Source organism: Corallococcus sp. AB011P, assembly GCF_003611605.1.
In the GTDB taxonomy this organism is placed as follows: domain Bacteria; phylum Myxococcota; class Myxococcia; order Myxococcales; family Myxococcaceae; genus Corallococcus; species Corallococcus coralloides.
Map to the genome: position 1 here is coordinate 522,497 of NZ_RAVX01000002.1, position 19,905 is coordinate 542,401.

At 70.9% G+C, this 19,905-nt stretch carries 10 protein-coding genes; 4 read left to right on the forward strand and 6 right to left on the reverse strand.

Annotated features, from left to right (window positions below; translation table 11 throughout):
- Positions 1–6 precede the first annotated feature (6 nt).
- Entirely contained in the window at positions 7–240 is a 234-nt protein-coding gene (locus D7X30_RS07355) for a hypothetical protein (protein ID WP_120562130.1), read from the forward strand.
- On the opposite strand, the gene D7X30_RS07360 is transcribed toward D7X30_RS07355, so the two are convergent.
- Positions 241–690: a nuclear transport factor 2 family protein gene (locus D7X30_RS07360; RefSeq protein ID WP_120562131.1), complete on the reverse strand. Its 450-nt coding sequence runs from the start codon at positions 688–690 to the stop codon at positions 241–243.
- Positions 671–9,283, reverse strand: a complete 8,613-nt coding sequence (locus tag D7X30_RS07365) for a non-ribosomal peptide synthetase/type I polyketide synthase (protein ID WP_120562132.1) — start codon at positions 9,281–9,283, stop codon at positions 671–673. Before D7X30_RS07365 ends, D7X30_RS07360 begins: the two co-directional genes overlap by 20 nt.
- Before the next feature lie 86 nt (positions 9,284–9,369).
- On the opposite strand from D7X30_RS07365, the gene D7X30_RS07370 reads away from it, so the two are divergent.
- Positions 9,370–9,906: a metal-dependent hydrolase gene (locus tag D7X30_RS07370; protein WP_120562133.1), complete on the forward strand. Its 537-nt coding sequence runs from the start codon at positions 9,370–9,372 to the stop codon at positions 9,904–9,906.
- Positions 9,907–9,926: 20 nt separating this feature from the next.
- Here D7X30_RS07370 and D7X30_RS07375 read toward each other — a convergent pair whose 3' ends face one another.
- Together D7X30_RS07375 and D7X30_RS07380 are read right to left on the reverse strand one after the other, a co-directional pair.
- Positions 9,927–10,730 carry a glutaminyl-peptide cyclotransferase gene (locus D7X30_RS07375; RefSeq protein ID WP_120562134.1) on the reverse strand — a complete coding sequence of 268 codons (804 nt, stop codon included), beginning with the start codon at positions 10,728–10,730 and terminating at the stop codon, positions 9,927–9,929.
- Positions 10,731–10,789: 59 nt separating this feature from the next.
- Positions 10,790–11,251, reverse strand: coding sequence for a response regulator (locus tag D7X30_RS07380; protein WP_120562135.1), 462 nt, complete (start codon positions 11,249–11,251; stop codon positions 10,790–10,792).
- A 441-nt stretch (positions 11,252–11,692) separates the two neighbouring features.
- On the opposite strand from D7X30_RS07380, the gene D7X30_RS07385 reads away from it, so the two are divergent.
- Positions 11,693–13,207, forward strand: a complete 1,515-nt coding sequence (locus D7X30_RS07385; protein ID WP_120562136.1) for a Do family serine endopeptidase — start codon at positions 11,693–11,695, stop codon at positions 13,205–13,207.
- A gap of 57 nt (positions 13,208–13,264) precedes the next feature.
- Here the strand turns inward: D7X30_RS07385 and D7X30_RS07390 are convergent, their stop codons facing one another.
- Together D7X30_RS07390 and D7X30_RS43560 are read right to left on the reverse strand one after the other, a co-directional pair.
- Positions 13,265–14,017: an immunity 52 family protein gene (locus tag D7X30_RS07390; protein ID WP_199724200.1), complete on the reverse strand. Its 753-nt coding sequence runs from the start codon at positions 14,015–14,017 to the stop codon at positions 13,265–13,267.
- A gap of 12 nt (positions 14,018–14,029) precedes the next feature.
- On the reverse strand, positions 14,030–15,616 hold the full coding sequence (locus tag D7X30_RS43560; protein ID WP_120562138.1) for a Tox-REase-5 domain-containing protein: 1,587 nt from the start codon (positions 15,614–15,616) through the stop codon (positions 14,030–14,032).
- A gap of 366 nt (positions 15,617–15,982) precedes the next feature.
- On the opposite strand from D7X30_RS43560, the gene D7X30_RS07400 reads away from it, so the two are divergent.
- Positions 15,983–19,900, forward strand: coding sequence for a serine/threonine-protein kinase PknK (locus tag D7X30_RS07400; protein ID WP_199724201.1), 3,918 nt, complete (start codon positions 15,983–15,985; stop codon positions 19,898–19,900).
- The last annotated feature ends 5 nt before the right edge of the window (positions 19,901–19,905 follow it).

Consider the following 19,905-nt stretch of genomic DNA (forward strand, 5'->3'; position numbering starts at 1 on the left):
GAAGCGATGGACGTGAAGGATGCCACCGTGCAGTCAGCGCTGCGTCAGGCTTGCGACGACGCGGGACTGCCCCAGTCCCTGCGGGCCTGCGTGTATCCGCTGCTGCGGGACCCGGAGGGCGACTGGGCTCCCTGCTGCGGCGGGGGCTGTATGCCGTGTTCGTCCACGCTGGCGGATGTGGCGCTGCGCACGCTGGAGCTGCTGGGCACGCCTCGACGCTCGCCGCTGCCTCCGGGGTGATCAACGGTACTGGTGGTCCACCAGCACCTCCGTGCGCGGGAGCGACCAGTGCATCTGGACCATCCGCCACTCGGTGCCCCGGCGCTCGAAGGCGCAGGCCACGCGAATGCCCTCGAAGGTGACGGGCTTGCCGCCCGCGACCAGGTTGATGTCCATCGCGGGCACCGTGAGGCAGGCCATCGTGGAGGGCGCGGCCCCCCCGTGCAAGAGCTGCTCCGAGCGCAGCGTCACGCGGATGTCGCGCAGGCTCCCGAACTGGGTGCGGAAGGAGTGCTCCACCTGCGCCCAGCCGATGAAGTGGAGGTTCGAGTGCGTGCCCACGACCACGATGTCGTCGTCGTGCCAGAACAGCTCCGACAGGGCCTCCAGCCTGCCGCGCTCGTAGGCCTCCACGAACGCGGTGAAGCGCCGTGAGAGCTCCGCCTTCCATTCATCCCGCGCCGAGGTCATCGCGCTCCCCTCCCCTTCCCGCTGTCAGCGGGTCCCGGATGAGCCGCGCCACCTCCGCCACGTGGGGCTCCTCCATGACGGTGAAGTGGTTGCCGCGCACGTCGTGGGACTGGAACGAAGCGGTCGTCAGCGCCTTCCACCAGGCCGCCGCGTGCGAGTCCAGCACCGAGTCCCGCTCCGTGGCCCGCAGGTACACGAGCGGCACCGCGTGACGTCCCGGCGCGTATGCGGCGATGGCCTCGTTGGTGGCGAGCACCACGTCGCGCAGCCGCGTGTCGTGTTCCATCGCCGCCCGCAGTCCGTCCGCCGCGCGCGGGGAGATCTCCTGGAACGCGTCGATGAGCTGGAGCACGTCTCCCACGCTCCGGACGTTCAGCCTGCGCGAGTCGTCCACCGTCACCGTGTCGATCTGGATGACGCCCGCCACGGAGTGGCCCCGCTCCAGCAGCTCGGCCGCCATCTCGTACGCGATGACGCCTCCCGAAGAGTGGCCGCCCAGCCAGAAGGGGCCCTGGGGATGGAAGGCCAGCAGCTCATCCACGTAGGCGCGGGCCATCGCCGGTACGTCGCGGTAGAGCACCTCTCCGGGCTCCAGCCCCGACGCGCGGAACGCGTGGACCGGGATGTCCGCGCCCAGCTGCTTCGCCAGTGGCAGGTACGTGTAGACGGTGCCCCCGATGGGCTGCACCAGGAAGAGCGGTGTCCGTCCTCGCCGTCCCTCCTGGAGCTCCATTCGGAGCGGAGCCGCTTTGGTGAGTGGCCTCCCCGTCCGCTCCAGTTCGTCCTGGACCGCTCGCACCCATGCGCCCAACGTCGGGTGTTCCAGCACCGCGTGCAGCGACATGCTGACCGACAGCCTGGACTTGAGCTCGCGGTTGAGCTGCACGACCAGGAGCGACGTGCCGCCCAGCTCGAAGAAGTGGCTGTCCGGCGTCAGTGTGTCCACGCCGAGCAGCTCCTTCCAGAGTGCTTCCATGGAGGCACGGACCTCTTCACGGCTGAGCGGCCGGGGCGCGTTCGTGACTTCAGGCCGCGGCAGTCGTGGCGCCTTCTCCGCCAGCGAGTACCGCTTGCGCTCGAAGGGATACGTCGGCAGCACGACGCGTCTGCGCGGCCCGCTTCCGCGCACCGCGCCCCAGTCCACGGGGAGGCCCGCGGACCAGAGCTGTCCCACGGCATGGAGCAGGGCCTGCTCATCACCCTCCGGTGGATGACGCCGTCCCGTGTGCAGCACCAGTCGCTCCCGCCCTACCCGGGGATTCAGCAGCGTCAACGTGGAGAGCGTCTGTCCCGGCCCCACCTCCACGAACAACCGCTCGCGGTCCTCCAGCAGCAACTCCAGCCCTTGGGAGAACCGGACCGTGTGCCGCAGGTGACGGGCCCAGTACGTGCGGTCGTGCGCATCGTCCGCGGTCAGCCAGGTGCCCGTGACGTTGGAGATGAGGGGAATCGCCGGGGACTTCGGGCGCATCGACCTGGCCAGGTCCGTGAGCGGTTGCATCGCGGGCTCCACGAGCGCGGAGTGGAACCCGCTCGCGTTCGGCAACCGCTTCGTCCTCACGCCCCGCTCCCGCAGCCGCGCGGCGAAGTCCTCCAACGCCTCCAGCGCCCCGGACACCACGCACTGACCGGGCCCGTTGACCGCGGCCAGGGACAAGCCGGATGGCAGCTCCTGCGTGAGCACGCCCTCCGACAGCGGCACGGCCAGCATGCCGGAAGGCGGCAGTGCGTCGCAGAGACGGCCACGCAGCGCGACCAGCGCCACGGCCTGCTCCAGCGACAGGACGCCGGAGAGGCACGCGGCGGCGTATTCCCCCAGGCTGTGGCCCAGGAGGCTCGTCGGGTGGAGCCCCCAGGCGCCCAGCAGCCGCGACAGCGCGTACTCCGTCGTGAAGATGGCGGCCATGCCCAGCGAGGGTGCTCGCAGCGCTTCCTCCGCCTGTGCTCCGCGCTCGCCGGAGAGCAGCGCGGCGCGAAGTTCGCGCTCCATTTCCGGGCCGAAGTGCGCGGCGCAGGCATCGAAGGCTTCGCGATACGCCGGAGCGCGCCGGTACCACGCCGCGCCCATGCCCGCTTCCTGTGTGCCCGTGCCGGGAAACAGGAAACACACTTCAGGAGCTGGGGACGAAGCGGGCTGCACGGGACCGTCCCGTCGGAGCTTCGCGATGGCCTCCGCGGGTGTCTCGCATGCGATGGCGCGCCGGATTCCGAACGCCGTCCGCCCTTCCTGCAACGTGTACGCGACGTCCGCCAGGGACTGCCCGGGATGCCGCTCCAGATGATCCGCGAGCCGCCGTGAGGCCGCGCCCAGTGCCTCCCCGCTCCGCGCGGAGAGCACCAGCACCTCCGCCGCCGGGCTCACGGGGACAGGGGGCTCGGGGCGTGCTTCCTCGAGGACGACGTGCGCGTTCGTTCCGCCAATGCCAAACGCGCTGACTCCCGCGAGACGCGGGAAGCCCTCGGGCAGGGACCAGGGCCGCCCCTCGCGGCTCACGACGAACGGGGAATGCTCCAGGTCTGCTTCTGGATGGGGCTGCTCGAAGTGGACGGTGCCCGGGAGGAAGCGGTGCTCCAGGGCCAGCGTCGTCTTGATCAACCCCGCCACCCCGGCCGCCGAGTCCAGGTGCCCCACATTGCTCTTGAGCGCGCCCAGGACCACCGCGGGCTCCGACGCCTCACGCGCTCCGAAGGCGAGCCGCAGCGCCTGGACCTCCAGCGGGTCGCCCAGCGGCGTCGCCGTGCCGTGGGCCTCGATATAGGTGATGTCGCGAGGGGATACGCCCGCGTCGGCATGTGCTCGCGTGATGACGTCGCGCTGGCCCTCCACGCTCGGGGCAGTGAAGCCGACCTTGGCGTTTCCGTCGTTGTTGATGGCCGAGCCCCGGATGACGGCATGGATGCAGTCTCCATCCCGCAGCGCATCCTCCAGGCGCTTGAGCACCACGATGCCCACGCCACTGGAGGGCACCGTCCCCTGCCCCTTCGCGTCGAAGGGACGGCAGTGTCCATCCGGAGAGGTGATGCCGCCTGCCTCATGGAGATAGCCGGATGGACCGGACGCGAAGAGGGAGACGCCTCCCGCGAGGGCCACGTCGGATTCGCCCGCGCGCAGGCTCTGGCAGGCCAGGTGCACGGCCACCAGTGACGTGGAGCAGGCGGTCTGCACCGTGAGCGCGGGCCCGCGCAGGCCCAGTTGATACGCCGTCGCCGTGGCGAGGAACTGCCACGGGTTGCCCAGGATGGACCGGTACGCCTCCGAGGCTACGGACAGCGAACGGAAGCGCGGCAACACCTGATCCAACCAGTAGCGCGGCACTCCCGAGCCCGCGAACAGCCCCGCCTTGCCGGGCAGCCGCTTGGGGTCGTAGCCCGCCGCTTCGAGCGCCTCCCAGGCGCACTCCAGGAACACGCGGAGCTGCGGATCCATCAGCCGCGCGTCCAGGGGGCTGTAGCCGAAGAAGGTGGCGTCGAAGGACTCGACGTCCTCCAGCAGCCCGGAGGCACGGACGTAGGCGGGATCCTCCAGGAGCTGGGGATCCTCGCCCGCGGCGAGCAGCGTCTCACGGCTGAAGCGGGACAGGCCCTCACGGCCCTCCACCAGCAGCGTCCACAGCGCTTCGACGCTGGGAGCCCCGGGGAACCGCCCCGCCGTGCCAATGATGGCGATGGGGTCCGAGGAGCGCACGGGACTTCGCGTGGGCTCCGGCGTCACCGGTTGCACGGCGGAGTCCGCGTCCAGGTGCCGCGCGAGGGATTCGAGGGTCGGGAACTGGAACAGCGTGGCCATGCTCACGCGGATGCCCAGCTCCGAGGCCAGCGTGGACTGGACTCGCGCGAGCAGCAGCGAGTTCCCGCCCGCGTCGAAGAAGCCCTCGTGCCTGCCGACGCGTTCCACGCCGAGAATCCGGCACCAGATGCGCTCCAAGGCCTTCTCACGCTCCGTGGACGCGGGAGCAGCCTGGGCTTTGACGGAAGGCAAAGGCAGCGCGTTACGGTCGAGCTTCCCCGTAGAGCCCATCGGGAACGCATCCAGCAACACCCACTCCCGGGGAACCATGTGCGGGGGGAGTGTTTCGCCCAGCGACTCCTTGAGCGCAGGCGTCACAGCGGCGTCCCGGGGAATGACGTAGCCCACCAGGTGCCGCTCTCCTGCGATCAGCCGGGGTTCGACCACGGCGTCCCGGACATCGGGGTGCTTGCGCAGGGCGGCCTCGATCTCGCCCAGCTCGATGCGGAAGCCGCGCAGCTTGAGCTGGCGGTCGGACCGTCCATGGAAGTCGATGCCGCCGTCAGGGCGATGGCTGGCGATGTCTCCGCTCTTGTAGAGGCGTGCTCCCGGATCCGCGCTGAAGGGATGAGGGATGAATCGCTCCGCGTCGAGCTCAGGGAGGTGCAGGTAGCCGTGCGCCAGTCCCTTGCCTCCGATGTAGAGCGCGCCGCGCACGCCCACGGGGACGGGCGTCAGGGTTTCATCCAGCAGGTAGACCTCGTAGCCCGGGAGGGGTGTTCCGATGGGGTATGGGCCTTCGCCGGCCACGCACTCCGCGGCCGTCGTGAAGACCGTGGCTTCGGTGGGCCCATAGACCTGGATGAACCGGCGGCCCGGAGCCCACGTGTCCACGAGCCGTGCGGGAAGCTCCTCGCCTCCAATCGCGAGCGTCTTCAGGTCTGGAAGGGCTCGCCACGCCATGGAGCCCAGCGCCGACGGCGTGAACATGGCGGTGTGGATGCGATGGGTCTCCAGGAAGTCCGCCAGTTCCTCACCGGCGGCCAGGTCCTCCTGGGCCATGAGGTACAGCGTCGCGCCGGTGGAGAGCGTGGGGAAGATCTCCGCGACGGAGAAGTCGAAGCCGTACCGCGCGCACTGCGCCACGCGCTGGCCCGGTGCGAAGCCGAAGTCCGAAGCCACGGTCTCCGTCAGGTGCACCGCGCTCCGGTGGCTGATGCACACGCCCTTGGGCTGACCCGTCGAGCCGGAGGTGTAGATGACATACGCGAGGTCATCCCCGGTGACGTGGACCCGTGGCGCGTCTTCCGGACCGCCGCGCACCTGCTCCAGCACGACCACCGGGACGCCAGCACCCTCCATGAGCGCGAGCGTCGTCTCCTGCGCGAGGATGAGCCTCAGCCCCGAGTCCCGCGCCGTGAACTCCAACCGTGCCCTGGGATAGGCGGGGTCCAGCGGCACATAGGCCGCGCCCGACTTCAGCGTCGCCAGCAGGGCGATGATCAACTCGAAGGAGCGTTGAATACAGACGCCCACGAAGTCTCCAGGCCCGATTCCCTGGGCCAGGAGGCGATGGGCCAGCCGGTTCGCCTCCGCGTCCAGCGCCCGGTAGCTCAGGGACCGTCCCTGTAAGACGAGGGCCGGCGCGTCCGGCGTGCGTTCCACCTGTGCTTCGAACGGGTGGTGCAGGCAGTCCGCGTGAGCCACGTCCCGCACGGGTCCGTGGGCCCAGGCGAGCACCTGTGACTGCTCCGCCTCCGAGAGCAGCGGCAACGTCGCGACCCGTTGCTCCGGGTCGTGCGCGGCCTCACGCAGCAGCGTCACGAAGTGCTGGCCCAGCTGGTGGATCATCCAGGGCTCGAAGACGTCCAGCGCGTACTCCCACCGCACGGACATGCCGTCGGGCCGCTCGTCCAGCTCGATGGAGAGGTCGAGCTTCGACGTCCCCGTGTCGACGTCGTGGGGCTCCACCCGCCAGTCCGACGCCGGCACCGCGATGCGTGGCTCCAGCGTGCAGCACACCTGGAACAACGGGTTGGCGCCAGGGATGCGCGCCGGGTTCACCGCCTCCACGATGCGAAGGAGCGGCGCGTCCTGATGTTCGAGCGCCTCCAGGCAGACGCGGCGCACCTGCGCCAGCAGTCCCCGGACGGTCAGCCCTTCGGAGAAGCGCAGCCGCAGCGGCAGCAGGTTCACGAAATGTCCGGAGATGGCCTGCGACTCCTCGCGGGTCCGCCCGGAGAAGGCACCTCCGACGACGAGGTCCTCCGCCCCCGAGTAGCGGTGCAGCAACGCGCCAAACACGGACAGCATCGTCATGAAGAGCGAGGTGTCCTCGCCGCGCCCCAGCGCCTTCACGAACTCCAGGAGGTCCCCGGGGATTCGCACGACGTGCTTGGCCCCGCGGAAGCTCGGGACCTGGGGGCGGGGATGCTGCGTGGGCAACTCCAGGTGCGGAGCCCCCGCGAGCGTCTGCTTCCACCAGTCCAGGTGCGGTGCGATGGCCGATTGGTAGCGGGCCCCCTGCTGCCAGACAGCGGCGTCGCCGTACTGGAGCGGCAGTGGAGGCAGCGAAGGTGCCTCCGCCAGGTAGAACCCGTGCAACTCCTGGAGGAACGTCGCCATCGTGAAGCCATCCACGATGAGGTGGTGCATCACCAGGGCGAGGCGACTCTCCGCCTTGCTCAATCGCATCCACGTCGCACGCAGCAGCGGCCCGTGCTCCAGGTCGAAGGGCTCACGCGCATCCTGGGTGGCCACCTGCAACGCCTTCGCGCTCCGCAGGCTTCCGGGCACAGCGTGCAGGTCCACGCGTCGCAGGTGGAACGGCATGTCCGGATACACGAGCTGGAACGGACCGTCCGGCGTGGATCCGAAGGTCGTCCGCAGCACTTCATGCCGGGCGATGAGTGAATGGAACGCGCGCTCCAGCGCGTCGGGCTGGAGATCACCGGGCAGGTACAGCGTGAAGGGCTCGTTGTAGACGGCGCTCCGGGGCGCCAACTGCTCAAGGAGCCACAGTTGCCGCTGGGAGTCCGACAGGGGCAGGGGCTGAGTCCGGTCCACCGGGACGATGGGGGGCACGTCGATGCTTCGACCCGTTCCCCGCGCTGTTTCCACCCACCGCGCCAGCTCTGCGATGTTCGGGCTGTCGAAGAGCGTCCGCACGGGCAGGCGGACCGACACCGCCTGCTCCAGCCGTTCAATGAAACGGATCGCGAGCAGCGAGTCCCCGCCTGACTCCATGAAGCGGTCCTGCGTTCCGGCCTGCTGCGTCCCCAGGACCTCCGACCAGACACGCGCGATCTCCTGTTCCAGCAGCGTGCGTGGTGTCTCACCCTCCCCCGAACCAAAGCGCGGCGCTGGAAGCCGCGAGGGGTCCACCTTGCCGCTGGAGTTGAGCGGCATGTGCTCCAGCGCCATGACCGCATGGGGGAGCATGAAGTCCGGCAGCTTCGACCCCAGATACGCGCGCAGCTCCGCGTCCTCCACCCCGCGCGGTGAGACATACGCGACGAGCCGCTTGTCGCCCGGGGACACCTCGTGCACGCGGACCACGGCGTCACCGACTCGCGGGTGGGTGCGCAGGACGCTCTCGATCTCCGCCAGCTCGACCCGCGCGCCGCGAATCTTCACCTGGTGGTCCACCCGCCCCAGGAACTCCAGGTTGCCGTCCTGGAGCCACCGCGCCCGGTCTCCCGTCCGATACATCCGCGCCCCGGGCACGTCGCTGAATGGATCCGGGAGGAACCGCTCGCCGGTGAGGACGGGCCGGTTCAGGTAGCCCCGCGCGAGCCCCTCTCCGCCCAGGTACAGCTCTCCCGCTTCGCCCACGGACAGCGGCTTCCCCGCGTCATCCAGGACATGCAGCTGGAGCCGTACGAGCGGCCTGCCGATGGGGATGGACACGCCCGGCTCCGGAGGCGCGTGGAGCTCATACGCCGTCGCGGAGGTGGTGCACTCCGTGGGCCCATAGCTGTTGAGCAGCCGCTGGGGCTTTCCCTTCGCCATGACTCGCGCCACCCACTTGGGATCCAGCACGTCACCGCCCACCATCAGGACGCGGAGCCCGCCAAACGCATCCGGGATGGCGGCGGCCAGTTGATGGAACAGCGACGTGCTCAGCACTGCGGCGGAGATGGCATCCCGCTGGAGCTTTTCTGCGAAGAGCGGAGGCGACAGCAGGGTCTCCCGTGAAACCAGACACAGCGTCGCGCCGTTCAGCAGCGCGCCCCAGACCTCCAGCGTCGAGGCATCGAAGGCATACGACGCGGCCTGAAGGACGCGGTCCTCGCGCCGGAAGCCCATGAAGCCCGCGTCCAGCACCAGCCGCGCCACGCCCCGGTGCGGGATGCACACACCCTTGGGCCTCCCCGTGGATCCAGACGTGTAGAGCACATAGGCCAGCGAGTCCGGTCCCGCGCCGCCCTTCACGTTCACGGCATCCTGTTCCTCCAGAGGTTCATCCGGAGCGGGAGGCTCGACGACGTGCCCCTGGAAGCGCAGCCCGTGCAGTGCCTCACGCCGCCCGACGAGGACCCGCATTCCGGAGTCCGCCACCATCGCGGCGAGCCGCTCCGGAGGATGACCCGAGTCCAGCGGGAGATAGGCGCCTCCTGCCTTCAGGATGCCCAGCAATCCCACCACCGTTTCCGGTGTGCGGTCGGCGAGGATGCCCACGGGCTGGTCGGGCCCCACACCGAGCGCCTGGAGCCGGCGCGCCAGCCGGTTCGCGCGCCGGTTGAGCGTGTCATAGCGGAGCACACCCCCTTCGAAGTGCAGCGCCACGGCCTCGGGTGTGTTTCGTGCGTGCGCTTCAAAAAGCGTGGCGATGTCCAGCCGCGGGTGCGCGGAGATGGAATTCATGATGAGTCATTGCCCCCCACCTTCTCAACGCACTGCCCCGGGAACCTTCAGCGTGGGCCCGGCATGCCGTACGCTAGTGCACACCCATGAATCCCATCGTCCACGCCGAATTGTCCTGGCTCCTCTCGCAAGGCCTGCGCGAACGGCGTGACCGCGTCCTGGTCACCTGCGCGGGACTCGCGCCGGACTTGGATGGTTTGTCATTGCTGGCGGGTGAAGAGTTTTATTCGCGTTATCACCACGTGATTTTCCATGGCTACGTGGGAGCGCTCGTCACCATGGCGGTGTGTACGGCGCTGGCGCGGCAAAGAGCAGCGGTGGCCCTGCTGTCGGTGGCTGCGTTCCACGGTCATCTGCTGTGCGACCTCGCAGGCAGCGGGCCGGGCTGGCCCATCCACTACCTGTGGCCCCAGAGCATGCAGCCGTGGTCGTGGTCCGGGCAGTGGAACCTGGCCTCCTGGCAGAACACGCTCATCGGGTTGGCCGCGACGCTGGCGTGCCTGGCGTGCGCCCTCCCCTTCCGGCGGACCGCGCTGGAGCTGCTGTCACCGCGCTGGGACGCGGAGGTGGTCCGGACCGTGCGGCGGCGCTTTTCCAGACAGGGTGAGTCGCCCTCCGCCTGAAGCAGAAGGTCTGGAATGCGCTACGGCGTGGCGGCGGGCCCCACCAGCGTCACCTCGAAGAGGTCGGGCCACAGCTTGCCGGTGAGGAACAGGCGGCCGGTGCCGGGCTCCAGCGCGATGCCGTTGAGCACCGCCTCGTAGCTGCGCACCCGGCCGCTCACCGCCCGCGCCAGCGCCGACGCGTCGATGACCGCCAGCACGCGGCCCGTGGCGTAATCAATCTTCAGGATGTTGTTGGAATGCCAGACGTTGGCGTAGACGCCGTCCTCCGCGCACTCCAGCTCGTTGAGCATCTCCTGCGGCGTGCCCTGCAACGTCACCTGCACCTGGGACTTCACGCGGAAGTCCTTCGGGTCGTGGAAGCGCAGCGTGGACGTGCCGTCGCTGCGCACCAACTGGCCCTGCCAGTAGCACAGGCCCCAGCCCTCGCCTTCGTACTCCACCTGCTTCTCCTGCGCGGGCGGCGCGCCGTTCCACACGAAGAGCGTCTCGTCCTGCCAGGTGAGCTGGTACAGCCGCTGTCCGTCGCTCGCGAGCCCCTCCGGGAACACGTCTGGCAGGGGCTGCTTCCACAGGGGCTCCGCCTGCTCCAGCGAGATGCGGCGCAGGTCGCCCTTCTCCCCGGTGCTCTCGTAGAGCTGGCCCTGGTGGAACTGGAGCCCCTGCGTGAAGGCCGTGGGGTCGTGCGGGTAGGTGTGGACGATGTTCGCCACCAGCCTCTGGAGCTTGACCTCCGGAGTGCCCGCGTCTGGCGTCTGGCGCTGCGTGGGCGCGCATGCCAGGCACAGGAGCGACAACGACAGGGACCAGGGGAGGCGGCGCATGGGCTTCCTTGCGACAGGCATTACCGCGCCACCTTAGCGCGCCATCACCCGGGGCTGCGTCACTCGCGTGTCACCGCGAGGGCCACCTCCACCGCGCCGCGCAGCTCGTCCATGTCGAACGGCTTGTTGAGCACACAGGCAGCCCCCAGGCGCAGGGCCTCGCGGTGCAGTTGCACGTCGCCGAAGGCGGTGATGAGGATGACCGGCGTGTTCCACTGCTCGCGCCGCAGCCGGGCGAGCACCTCCAGGCCCGTGAAGCCCGGCATGCGCACGTCCGTGATGATGAGGTCGGGCGCGCGCGACTCCTCCGCCTTCAGCCCTTCAATGAGGACGCGCACCAGGTCCGGCCCGTCCGACGCCTCCACCACGTCATAACCGCGCCGCACCAGCATCTTGCGGATGAGGGTGCGCATCTCCGTCTGATCATCCGCGACCAGGATGCGCGGAGGCCTCGCGGGCTCGGAGTGCGGGTCTTCCCAGGCCGCGTCGCGCGCGACTCCTTCTGACTGCTCGTGCACCATGGGCGTGAACTCCTGGAGGGGTGGAAAGTGCCGCGGCGGCGACGCTCGCGGGGGGACCTTTCGCTCCATGAGCATCCGCCGTGCCATGTCCGGCGGGAGCCGCGGAGGTGGGGCATGGTGCACGCCGCCCCCGGGCGAAATGCCCCAGCTGGGGCACTTTGCCCCGCGTCCTGGGGCCTCCCGGGGCCTGGCTCTCCTCTGAAGGGGGGGCTGGAGGGGTTGGCCCACGGACTGCAATGAAGTCCCGGCGTCGGACCGGATGCGGGGCTTCCTCCAAGAGCTCCCTTCAGGCAGCTGGGCCACTGGTGGCTCCCGGTGTCGCTGGTGGAACGGGACCGCTGCCTCCTTCCCAGGGTGCCCACCGCATCCGGTTCGACTCTTTCTTTCCCATCTCCGCCCGGAAGGCCCTCTTCCGGCCGCCACACCCAAGGAGAACGCACGATGGTCCGCACGCTTCCGTCCCGCCGCCACCTTGCCCGCGCGCTCACGCTGATGCCCCTGGTCGCCCTGGGGGCCTGCAAGCCGGCCGCGGACGTGGCTCCCCCTGCACGTCCCACGCTGTCATTGAAGACAGCCACGACGCCCTCGGGCGCGAAGGTGGAGCCGGCGGTCTATTCGCCCACGCCGGGGTCGCCCGGCGCGCTCATGTCGCTGGCGCCGCTCGTGGACACGGTGAAGGGCGCGGTGGTGAACGTGGAGGTGCAGGCCCGCGCCCGCCCCGCGATGGGCGGGATGATGCAGGGCCTGCCCCCCGGCCTCGCCGAGCGCTTCGGCATGCAGGGCGGACAGAACCCCTTTGGAGGGGGCGGCGCGCCCGCGAAGCAGGGGGTGGGGTCGGGCTTCGTCATCGACCCGTCCGGACTGGTGCTCACGAACAACCACGTGGTGGAGGGCGCGGACACCGTCCGGGTGAAGCTGGAGGACGGGCGCTCGTTCGAGGCGGAGGTGCTGGGCCGCGACGCGCTCACGGACGTGGCGCTCATCCAGTTGAAGGGCGTGTCCGGGAACCTGCCGTTCGTGAAGCTGGGGGATTCGGATGGCCTGCGCGTGGGCGACCCGGTGATGGCCATTGGCAATCCGTTCGGGCTCGCGTCGAGCGTGAGCGCGGGCATCCTGTCCGCCCGGGCGCGCGACATCCACGCGGGTCCGTATGACGACTTCCTGCAGACGGACGCGGCCATCAACCCGGGCAACTCCGGCGGCCCGCTCTTCAACATGAAGGGCGAGGTGGTGGGCATGAACACGGCCATCATCGGCGGCGCGACGGGCATTGGCTTCGCGGTGCCGGCGAACCTCATCCAGGCGCTGTTGCCGCAGCTCCAGGAGACGGGCGTGGTGCGCCGGGGCTGGGTGGGCCTGGCGGTGCAGGACCTCACGCCGGAGCTGGCGCGCGCGCTGCGCGTGGAGACGGCGAAGGGCGCGGTGGTGGCCGGCGTCAGCGCGGGCGGCCCCGGCGCGAAGGCGGGCCTGCAAGAGGAGGACATCATCACGTCCGTGGGCGAGCGCGCGGTGGACTCCGCCGGGTCGCTGACGCGCGCGGTGGCGCTGCTCAAGCCGGGCAGCGAGGTGAAGGTGAGCCTGGTGCGCGGCGGCAAGGAGATGGAGGTGCCGGTGAAGCTGGGCACCCGGCCGACGCAGCGGGGTGAGGAGGAGATGACGCCTCGGGATTCGACGCCCGCGCCCCTGTCGAAGCGGATGGGCCTGCGGCTGTCGGAGGCGCAGGACGGCAGCGGCGGCGCGCAGGTGGTGTCGGTGGAGCCCGGCAGCCCCGCGGAGCGCGCGGGACTGGCGCCCGGGATGGTGCTGACGCAGGTGGGTGACCAGAAGGTGTCCGGCGTCGCGGAGGCGGCGCAGGCGCTGACGTCCGCGGAGCCGGGAGCCGCGCTGCTGTTGCGTGCGCGGATGCTTGGACAGGACGGGTCGCTCTTGCGAGCGATTGAGGTTCCGCAGCGGTAGGACCGGGATTGTCTTTGGCGCGCTCCACCGGCCGGGTTGGAGCGCGCCGTTCTTCTTTCAGCGGGTGTGGATGAGCCCGGCCCGGGTGAGCAGCTCGCGCACGCGCCGGCCCAGCGCCACGTGCTCCGGGTTGGCCACGGTGAAGCGCTCCGGGGTCAGGACGATGAGCGTGCCCTTGTCCTCCACGGGTTCGATGCGCACGGGCGCGGGTAGTGGGGGCACGGTGCCTCGCTGCTTGGAGAAGTAGGTCAGCCAGCCGACCCAGGCGTTGGTCCTGTTGTCTGGATCATCCAGATCCCGATGTTCTCTGGACATGGCAGCGATCCACTCCGGCTCCCAGGCAGCCACCATGCCGCGCATCACGGCCTCCAGCACGGAAGGGGTCAACACCCGCTCCGCGGTCGGTCCGTAGAATGGGAGGGACAAGAGGCAGTTGTTGGGACTGGGGTCGTCGAAGGCTCCGCATTTGATGCTGAGGCGTGCGTCATCGGAGGCGGCACCTCCGTTGAGGAAGCCGACGCGGAGGCCCAGTTCCTCGATGATGGGTCCTCGGCCCTCACGGTTGACGCCCCGCCGGAACAAGTCCGTGAGCACTGACACGTCGGGCGGCATCAATGACAGCTTCTGCGTGCCCTTACGGGAACGGATGGACTTGTACCAGTGGGCCAGGAGCGGATCGCATGCGGCCAGGAGCTCCAGGAAGACCGCCGCACGACGCGCGCACGCTTCTGGCGACTCCCGACGTGCCCCCCAGTAGGCACCGACAGAGAAGCTATCCGGGTAGGCCTGGGGCTTGGACTCGGTGGTCAAGGGGTTCTCTGATCAGCGTGCCGGAGTGTGAACGACTTCGATTCCTTCAATACCATTACCCTTGAGAAGGCTCCGGATGGCATCCGCCGCTTTCTTCTCCGCGACATGCCACTCAATGCGAACTCCCAGGTTCCGCGTCTTTCTCCACTGCCGCTCTGCTTGTTCCCGGAGCTGCCTGGCCCCCGTTTCCTCGAACCAGACCTTTGGCTCCAGGCTTTCCTGGAACTTGTTCGCGTAGCCAGGGCCCTTGGCCTCCCGTAGCACTCCGTCCCGGAAGCCGTCGAACTTCACGCCGCCGCTGTTCCGACCTACGCCCCCGACCCAGTAGGCCTCGTCCGCTGTGTGTCCGGAGATCTGCTCCTGGTAGCGCCGGGCCCGCGCGGACATCGACTCCTCAGCGGGCCCCCACTGTCCTGGCTCGGCCGGAGCCGGTGTCGCGTTGGCCTTCTGAAGGACGATGGCCGCTCCGGGTCCTCCGCTCAGCACCGCCGCCGCGCGTCCCACTGGCACCGCGATGCGCTCGACACTGAGCAGTCCCTCCGCGGACACGGCGAGCACGGGCACCGTGGCCTCCATGCCCGCCGCTGCTCGCGTCACCGTGCGCGTCGTCGCAGAGGCCGTGCCCCACAGCGCGATGACGTTCGTGGTCAGCCGTGCTGTTTCGCGGATCTGCTCCCCCTCCGTCATGTACCGGAAGCGCTCCCAGTACGCGGGCGATGACGCGATGAGCGCCGCCACGCCCTGCGGAAGATGTCGCAGGCTCGCGAAGCTGTCCGTGGGATGGGACAGCAGCTGCCCCATGCCGTGGTACAGCTCCACGAACGCGTCCTCCGCGCCATCCAGGGAGCGGCTGAGGACATCCGCGTCGTCGTACACCTCCGCGAGCGGGCGCCAATCCGCCGCACGCAGCTGCGCATCGACTCCGCGGAAGACACCGCCCTTGCCGCTGTAGAAGCGCCCCAGCTCGAAGTTGCCCGCGCGGAAGGTCCCGTCCCTCCACTGCACGGTCCCCACCTTCTGCTGCGTGCGCCCATCGAGCGCCCAGGCCAGGTACCCGTCCGGCCGCAGCACCGCCACCTGCTCCCGGACGAACCGCTCCACCCGGCGCGCCAGCTCCTCGCGCGACACCGCGCCGCCTTCCAGCACCTCGCGCAGCACGAAGCCCGCCGCCATGCGGGGCGGATACGTGCCTGTCGTCGCCGGCTGCTCCATCAGCCGGTTCAGCACCTCCGCCGCGTCCTCGGGCGTGAAGGGATTTCGGCGGAGCGGCGGCTCCTCCAGCCCGGCGCGCAGCAGGAGCTTCTCGAACGCGTCCACCTCCAGCAGGCCCAGCTCCACCGCCTGCCGCGTCCGCTCCTCCGCGCTCCCGATGAGCACCGTTCCCGGAGGCAGGCGCACCGGAGCCTCGTCCCCCACCGTGCCGCCCGCGCCCGCGGACGCCGGGTCCCCATGCAACGGCGCCGGCGAGGCGCTGTGGTAGCGCGCGTAGCCGTGCAGCCCCACCGGCAACGAACGGGCACGTCCTCCCGCGCAGCCCACCAGCCCCGCGATGAGCACCAGGCACAGCCACTCGCGCCTTGGCGACTGAATCCCTTTCATGCCTGTTCCTCCTGTTGAACAGGGCTAACAGGGACTCCTGACATCCTTGCCGCGATGCGGTGTGAATTGACGCAGCCGGTGCCCGGTCGACCCGCTGAGCCGTTGGCTGCCCGGGATGTCAGGTGTCGCGCGGTTCACAGGGCGTGACGCCTGGAAGCCCTCCGGGCTTGGGAGGCCTTCTGACGAATGCTTCACGCGTCCGTCGAATGACCGGCCACGGCGGTTCGGAAATCACGCTGACGCTGGCATAGAGTGGCGGTCGTGCCGCGCTGCCTCACATGCGGGCGGCGTTGGGAGGGCTCTCATTCGCCGTGCCCGCCCGGCGTCTCGCCTCCCATCGCTCCGCCATCCGATGCCTCGCTCGTCGTGCCCGACGTCCCGGGCTACCGCTGCGAGAAGGTCATCGCGCGCGGTGGCTTCGGCGTGCTGCTGGCCGCGCACAAGCGCTCCGCCGACGGCGCCGAGGGTGAACGCATCGCGCTGAAGCTGGCGCGGCCCGGCATCGCGCTCGCGGAGGCGCAGCTGGCCCGCGAGGCGGAGGCCCTGCGCGTCATCGGGCCGCCCACCGTGCCCGCGCTCCATGCCGTGGGCACGCTGCCCGGCGGCCAGCGCTTCGTCGCCATGGAGTACGTGCCGCTGCCCACGCTGGCGGACTGGCTGGCCCGGGTGTCCGGGCCCATGTCGCCGCAGGAGTTCGGGCCTCGCGCCAACGCGCTCCTGGAGGCGGTGGCCGTCGTGCACGCGCAAGGACTGGTGCACTGCGACCTCAAGCCCGAGCACGTCTTCCTGGACGACGCCCACAAGCGCGCCCGCGTCTTCGACTTCGGACTGGTGCAGCGTCCGGCCCCCGGCGCGCTCGTGGACGACGGCACGCCCGGCGACACGTCCTCCTTCGCCGGCACCGCCGAATACATGGCGCCCGAGCAGTGCGCCGGCCACGCGGTCCTGGACGCGCGCGCGGACGTGTACGCGCTGGGCGTCATCCTCTACGAGCTCATCACCGGCCGGCCCCCCTTCTTCGGCTCGCTCACGGAGGTGCTCCAGGCGCACCTGTCGCTGCGGCCCCCGCCTCCGTCGGAGTACGCCCCGGTGGCGCCGCCCGTGGAGGAGGTCGTGCTGCGCTGCCTGGCCAAGGAGCCCGCGCGCCGTCCCCGCGACGCCGCCGCCGTGGCCCAGGCCCTGCGCGCGGCGCTGGACCACGCGGGACAGTCCGCCGTGCAGCCCGCGCCCCGGCTCACCCTGCTGCCCGAGGTCCGCCCCGCCCAGACGCGCCGCTCGGTGTCGGTGCTGTTCACCTTCTCGCGCGCCAACCCCGTGGCGATGCAGAAGGCCCTGGCCGCCTACGGAGGCCACATGGCCTTCGCGGACGGTGAGCGCTTCGCGGGCGTCTTCGACCCCGACGTGGGAGAGAACCCCGTGCGCCGCGCGCTGCGGGCCGCCGAAGGACTGGCCGAGCGGGGACTCGCCCCGGTGTCCATCGTGGACGTGGCCAACGTCACCGTGCAGCGCCGCCGCGACGGCGCCCCCCGCTACCTGGGCGCCATCTTCGCGCGCGAGGACCGCTACCCCCAGCTCGCGGAGCTGCGCGGGCCCATGCTCTCCACCGCCGCCGCGGAGGCCGTGCCGGAGGTGCCGTGCCTGCCGGTGGCGGGACGGTCCGGGCTGATGCGCCCCGCGCCGTCGGGCGGCGCGCCCCGGCCGGACGTCACCGTGCTGCAACTGGGCAGCGCGATGCTGGTGGGCCGCGACGTGGAGCTGGAGCAGCTCCTGGAGAGCGCCCGGTCCGCGGTGGCGGACACGGCGCCCACCATCGTCACCGTGCGCGGCGACCGGGGCCACGGCAAGAGCCACCTGTCCTCCACGCTGGGCCTGCGCCTGAGGGCCGCGCTGCCGCACGCGCGCGTCTACTCCATGCTCGCGCGCGAGCCCGTGCAGGGCGACCCAGAAGGCACGCTGCGCACACTCCTGCGCGTGGCGCTGCACGGCTTCGACCGCGACGACACCGACACGCAGGAGGACGGCCGCACCGCCATCCTCGACCGGCTGGGCACCCGGCTGGGCATGGAGCTGTGGCCGGGCGTGGCCGCGACGCTCGGGTGGTACGCGCCGGGCGGGCCGGAGTTGCACAGCTGGGCCGCGGCCCCGGGCGCGCTGCGCTCGCTGGCCATGCGCGCCACGGGTGAGCTGCTGGCGGCGCACGCCCGCGAACGGCCCCTGTGCCTCATCGTGGACGACGCGCACTTCGCGGAGGAGACCGCGCTGGACGCGCTGGAGTACGCGGCGCTCGCGGAGACGCGCGTGCCGCTGTGGATCTGCGTGCTGGTCCGCCCGGGCTTCGAACAGAGCCGTCCGGCGTGGAGTGCCCGCGCCGCCCGCCAGTTGGACCTGCCCCTGTCCGGCCTGTCCCCGGGCGACGCGCATGCCCTGTGCCGCACGCTGCTCAAGCCAGTGGAGAACGTGCCCGCGCAGGCGGTGGAGCGCATCATCGAGCGTGCGCAGCGCGTGCCCCTGTTCCTGGTGGAGCTGGTGCGCGGCCTCAAGCGCCAGGGGCTGGTGCGGCAGCGCTCGCCGGGCGGCAACTGGTACCTCGTCACGGACGAGTTGGACCGCCTGCCGGAGCTGCGGCTCGTGGAGTGGCTGGCGGACCGCGAGCTGGGCGCGCTGCCTCCGGCGCTCGCCGCGCATGCCCGGCTGTGCGCGCTCCTGGGCGCGACCTTCACCGGCACGGCGGCGGACGGCGTGGTGCGCGAGCTGGAGCGCGACGGGGCCGCGTCCCAGTTCCCGCTGGACATGGGGCATGCGACGCGGCGGCTCCTGGACCTGGGGCTGCTGGTGGAGCACCGCTCGGAGGGGCTGAGCTTCCGCAACGAGCTGATGCGCGAGGCCGTGGTCGCGGGCCTGCCCGCGGAGGAGAAGGCGCGCATCCACCACGCCGCGTACCGCCACTACCTGAGCCCGGCGGGCGCGCAGGAGCGCCAGCGGCTGGCCCGGCTCGCGCTGCACGCCGCGGCGGCGGGCCTGCGCGACGAGGCGGCGGCGCTGACCATCGACCTGGCGGAGTCCGCGCGCGGCCGTCACGCGTACCTGGACGCGGAGGCCATGTACACGCGCGCCCTGGAGCTCATCGAGCCCGAGGACGAGCTGCGCAGGCTCACGGCGCTGCGGGGCCGGGGCCTGATGCGCTACCGCATCGGCCGGTACGAGGACTCGCTCACGGACTTCGCCATCGCGCGAGAGCGGGCGCGGAGCGTGGGGGATTCACGCGCGGTCGTGGAGCTGCTGCTCGACGAGGCGGTGGCGCTCGACTGGGTGAACGACTACGCGCGCAGCGAGGCGCGGGTCCAGGAGGCGCAGCAGCTGACGGAGACGGTGACGTCGCCCTACGTGCAGGCGCGGCTCCTGCTGGCGCTGGGCCGCACGCAGTTCCGCAAGGGCGAATGGATGGACTCGCTCATGACCCTGGAGGCCGCGGCGGAGCGGGCGCGGAAGCTGGGCGACGCGGGCTATGAAACGCTGGTCGTCTCCCTGCTCCTGCTGGTGGCCATCCTGCCGAGCCTGGGCGACATCGACGCCGCGGAGCGGGTGCTGGACGAGCTCATCTGCGCGTGCACGGAGCGCGGCGACCGCTTCCACCTGGGCTCGGCCATCAACAACCGCCGCAACCTGCGGGTGGCGCGGCGCGACCTGACGAACGCGCTGAAGGACCAGGAGCGCTTCATGCAACTGGGGCGCGAGCTGGGTGTGGTGGGCTGGGAGTACTTCGCCGAGTACAACCTGGGCGAGCTGTACTACCAGGCGGGCGACGTGGAGGCGGCGGCGCCGCACATCGCGCGGGCCATCGTGCTGGAGCGCCGGCATCCGGAGGTGGCGCACCGTCCCTGGGCGCTGCTGCTCCAGGCGCGGGCCATGGCGTGGACGGACAGGCACGACCGGGCGCGCGACCTGCTGGAGCAGGTGCGGCAGGCGATGGCGACCAACCGGCACGGCGTGAACCTGAGCCCGTCGGAGGAGGTGCTCTTCTCCATGGTGGAGCTGGCCTCGAAGGACGCGACCGTGGAGGAGTGGCACGCGCTGCGCGAGCGCTCCGCCCAGGCCTCCGTGGAGCAGGAGCCGCTGGAGGTCCTGGAGATGATGGGCCTCGCGGCCTGGCGCCGGGGCGACTTCGCGGAGGCGATGCTCGCGCTCGGAGAAGCGCTGGCGCGCGCGGCGCACATGCCGAACCTGATGGAGGACCGCATCCGCCGCTCGCTGGAGCGGGTGCGGGACCTCACGCCCGCGGCGTAGCGACG

What these genes read in the sequence shown, in the direction of transcription:
- D7X30_RS43560 (WP_120562138.1), bottom strand. Translation starts at nt 15,616, where the DNA reads ATGAAAGGGATTCAGTCGCCAAGGCGCGAGTGGCTGTGCCTGGTGCTC.
- D7X30_RS07355 (WP_120562130.1), top strand. Translation starts at nt 7, where the DNA reads ATGGACGTGAAGGATGCCACCGTGCAGTCAGCGCTGCGTCAGGCTTGC.
- D7X30_RS07370 (WP_120562133.1), top strand. Translation starts at nt 9,370, where the DNA reads ATGAATCCCATCGTCCACGCCGAATTGTCCTGGCTCCTCTCGCAAGGC.
- D7X30_RS07380 (WP_120562135.1), bottom strand. Translation starts at nt 11,251, where the DNA reads ATGGTGCACGAGCAGTCAGAAGGAGTCGCGCGCGACGCGGCCTGGGAA.
- D7X30_RS07375 (WP_120562134.1), bottom strand. Translation starts at nt 10,730, where the DNA reads ATGCGCCGCCTCCCCTGGTCCCTGTCGTTGTCGCTCCTGTGCCTGGCA.
- D7X30_RS07365 (WP_120562132.1), bottom strand. Translation starts at nt 9,283, where the DNA reads ATGAATTCCATCTCCGCGCACCCGCGGCTGGACATCGCCACGCTTTTT.
- D7X30_RS07360 (WP_120562131.1), bottom strand. Translation starts at nt 690, where the DNA reads ATGACCTCGGCGCGGGATGAATGGAAGGCGGAGCTCTCACGGCGCTTC.
- D7X30_RS07385 (WP_120562136.1), top strand. Translation starts at nt 11,693, where the DNA reads ATGGTCCGCACGCTTCCGTCCCGCCGCCACCTTGCCCGCGCGCTCACG.